Source organism: Kitasatospora sp. MBT63 (genome assembly GCF_000710465.2).
Taxonomy (GTDB): domain Bacteria; phylum Actinomycetota; class Actinomycetes; order Streptomycetales; family Streptomycetaceae; genus Kitasatospora.
Map to the genome: position 1 here is coordinate 1 of NZ_JAIZ01000186.1, position 3,345 is coordinate 3,345.

The window sequence follows — 3,345 nt, forward strand, 5'->3', positions numbered from 1 at the left end:
GGCGCCCGCCGCACCCGCGCCGGTGGCCGCCCCGGCACCCGCGCCCGCCCCCGCCCCGCCGCGTTCGCGGCTCACCGCCCACCACAGCCCCGCCGCAGGCCCGAGGAGCACCCGCCGATGATCACCCGTGAGCAGGCCGTCCGGACGGCCCACCGCTGGATCAACGGCGAACTCCCGGACGAGGCGGCCCGGGCGGTGCGCTCGCACGAGTTCGAGCAGGGCTGGGTGGTCTGGCCGGAGCCGTCCCCGGTCCAGGTGGACCCGCTGACCGGCGCCCGCCGGGCCCCCGAGGAGATCGGCGCCGCCTGCGGGGTGGTCGACCGGGTGACCGGTGAGCTGACCGTCTGGCCGTCGGTCCCGGTGGCCACGGTGGTCCGGCGCTACCGGGACCGGCTCGGCGCGGGCGGCTTCGACCCGGTGCTGCCGCCGGTGACCGGCCCGGGCGTGCGGGCCACCCTGGTCCACCGGGACGCCGAGGGCGCGGAGCACACCCTGGTGGTGGACTCCGCCCACGGTCTCGCGCACCCGCTGCTGCGCGGCTGGCAGCAGCTGCGCCGGCAGGGCGTGCAGCCGGCCGACCTGGTCTCGCTCCACTGCGACCTGCGGCCCGGCATGCTGCCCGGCGGCTACTGGGCGTACGTGCTGGGCGTCCAGCTGCCGGACACCCCGATCGGCTACGACCACGCCAACGGGCCCTGGTTCGACCACCGGGCCGAGGGCGCCCGGGCGGCGGCCGCCGGACCGGCCCGGGCGGGCGCGCCCCGGCCGAACCGGGTGCCCTTCCCGGTCGCCGTGCCACCGGCCGTGCCCGAGCCGGCGGCCGACCTGGCGGCCCGGCTGGCGTCGGTGTTCGGCGCGGAGGGCGTACGGCGGTTCGAGCCGGCCGCCGTCCTCGCCGCCGACCTGCCGGAGTCGGTGGCCCGGCCGCTCACCGAGGTCGGCCTGCCCAGGGTGGTGGAGGGGTTCTTCGCCCTGCACCACCCCGAGCCGGACGGGATCGCGGACGGCGGGCGGACCGCGCCGGTGCTGCCCGAGCTGACCGGCTGGCTGGCCGGGCTCGGCCGCGGCGCGCGGGCCACCGCGGCCGCCCGGCAGGGGCTGCTGGGCCAGGTGCTGATCGGCACCGACGGCTGGGCGCTGATCACGGTCGACACCGCCCAGGGCCGGGTCAGGGCGGTCGACCCCGACCTGGCCACCGCCAGGTACTGCAACGCCGACCTGACCGCCTTCACCCGCTGCCTCGCCCTGCTCGCCGACCGGCTGCCGCGGCTGCGCGGCCTCGACGCGCAGAGCGCGGGACCGGCCGTCGCCGAGTTCCAGTGGGCGCTGGCCACCCTCGACCGGACCGTCTTCGACGACCCCGAGAACTGGTGGTCGGTGATCGTCGAGCAGCTCTGGCACGGCCAGCTCTGACGGCCCGGCCGGGCGCGGACCTCACGGCCGCAGGAAGCCCTCCAGCGCGCTGGCGAAGGCGACCGGGATCTCGTGCATCGGGTAGTGCCCGGTGCCGGCCAGCACCTCCAGGGACGCCTGCGGGTAGTGGGAGAGCCAGGTGGCCTGCATGACCGGTTCGGTCAGGGCGAGGTCGTGCTCGCCGATGAAGACCTTCACCGGCAGCCTGCTCCCGGCGACCTCGGCGGCGAAGTCCTGGGTGGTCCAGTCGGTCAGGTAGGCCGCGAAGGCCTCCGGCCGGGAGTCGGTCAGCGACCGCGCGGTCATCCGGTCCAGCCAGACGGAGTTGGCCCGCTGCCCGGTGACCAGGTCGAGGATGGCCCGGCGGTTGGCCGGGCGCCGGGCCGCGCCGTGGAACAGCGCGTGCGCGTCGGCGTCCAGCGGGTAGGCGGAGGCCGGCACCGGGGTGATCCCGGCCAGCCGGTCGACCCGGTGCGGGGCCTCGGCCAGCACCCGCTGGGCCGCCTTCCCGCCCATCGAGTGGCCGACCAGCGAGAACCGCTCCCAGCCGAGTTGGTCGGCCAGCGCCAGCACGTCCCCGGCGATCTCGGCCAGGGTGTGGTCGCCGGGCACGTCGATGCGGTCGCCGTAGCCGCGGTAGTCGAGCAGCGCGTAGCTGAAGGTGTCGCCGTCCAGGTGGTCGAGGAACGGGCCCCAGCCGCGGGTGGTGCCGAACCAGTCGTGCAGCACCACCACCCGGTGCCCGCCGGTGCCGACCATGCGATGACTGATCGTCATATCAACGTCCCCTGAGCAGAGATGGGTCCCCGTCCGATCGTTATTCATCCCCGGGCGGGCGGCCGCCAACCGTCACCGGCACCGCCCGCGGGCCGGGCACCCGCGGGCCGTCCGAACGGAGGACCCGCACAATCGGGCAGGTGAGCGGGCCGGATCGCGTAGCGTGGTCGGTTATGCGACTCGGTGTGCTCGACGTAGGTTCCAACACCGTCCACTTCCTCGTGGTGGACGCCCACCCCGGTGCTGCCCCGCTGCCCGCTTACTCGCACAAGGCCGAGCTGCGGCTGGCCGAGCTGCTGGACGCGGACGGGGCGATCGGCGCGGAGGGCGTCGAGCGCCTGACCGCCATGGTGGCGTCCTCGCTCGCGGTGGCCGAGGACAAGGGAGTGGTGGACCTGCTGCCGTTCGCCACCTCCGCCGTCCGGGAGGCCGCCAACGGCGAGGAGGTGCTGGCCGGGATCGCCGCCGAGACCGGCGTCGAACTGCAGGTGCTCTCCGGCCAGGACGAGGCCCGGCTCACCTTCCTCGCGGTCCGCCGCTGGTTCGGCTGGTCCTCCGGCCGGCTGCTCAACCTGGACATCGGCGGCGGTTCGCTGGAGATCGCCTGCGGCATCGACGAGCAGCCCGACGTCGCCTGCTCGCTGCCGCTCGGCGCGGGCCGGCTGACCGCCCGGCTGCCCGGCGACGTCGCCGACCCGGACGACCTGCGGGACCTGCGCCGCCACATCCGCACCGAGATCGCCCGGGTGGTCGGCGAGTTCGCCCGGATCGGCGCGCCCGACCACGCGGTGGCCACCTCCAAGACCTTCAAGCAGCTCGCCCGGATGACCGGCGCCGCCCCCACCGACGCGGGCGTCCGGGTGCCGCGCCGGCTCACCCGGGCCGGCCTGGCCGCCTGGCTCCCGCGGCTCGGCGCGATGACGGTGGCCCAGCGGGCGCAGATCCCCGGCGTGTCCGAGGGCCGGGCGAGACAGCTGCTGGCCGGCGCCCTGGTCGCGGACGCCGCGATGGACCTGTTCGGCCTCGACGAGCTGGACATCTGCCCCTGGGCGCTGCGCGAGGGGATCATCCTGCGCCGCCTGGACGCGATGGACGGCGCCCCCTTCCACTCCACCGCCCTGACCGGCTGACCCCCGGGCCGGGCACCGCCCGGCC

At 76.4% G+C, this 3,345-nt stretch carries 3 protein-coding genes; 2 read left to right on the plus strand and 1 reads right to left on the minus strand.

What is annotated here, in order from left to right; genetic code table 11:
• The first annotated feature begins 117 nt into the window (after nucleotides 1-117).
• Nucleotides 118-1,413, plus strand: a complete 1,296-nt coding sequence (locus AA75_RS12860; protein WP_033820085.1) for an SUKH-4 family immunity protein — start codon at nucleotides 118-120, stop codon at nucleotides 1,411-1,413.
• 21 nt (nucleotides 1,414-1,434) lie between these two features.
• Here the strand turns inward: AA75_RS12860 and AA75_RS12865 are convergent, their stop codons facing one another.
• Nucleotides 1,435-2,190 (minus strand): alpha/beta fold hydrolase, encoded by a 756-nt coding sequence (locus AA75_RS12865; protein WP_033820086.1) that lies wholly within the window; start codon nucleotides 2,188-2,190, stop codon nucleotides 1,435-1,437.
• A 173-nt stretch (nucleotides 2,191-2,363) separates the two neighbouring features.
• Between AA75_RS12865 and AA75_RS12870 the strand changes: the two genes are divergently transcribed.
• Entirely contained in the window at nucleotides 2,364-3,320 is a 957-nt protein-coding gene (locus AA75_RS12870) for a Ppx/GppA phosphatase family protein (protein ID WP_033820087.1), read from the plus strand.
• Nucleotides 3,321-3,345 lie beyond the last annotated feature (25 nt).

Bases quoted from the DNA above. Each gene is read 5' to 3' on its own strand.
- AA75_RS12860 (WP_033820085.1), top strand. From the start codon at position 118: ATGATCACCCGTGAGCAGGCCGTCCGGACGGCCCACCGCTGGATCAAC.
- AA75_RS12865 (WP_033820086.1), bottom strand. From the start codon at position 2,190: ATGACGATCAGTCATCGCATGGTCGGCACCGGCGGGCACCGGGTGGTG.
- AA75_RS12870 (WP_033820087.1), top strand. From the start codon at position 2,364: ATGCGACTCGGTGTGCTCGACGTAGGTTCCAACACCGTCCACTTCCTC.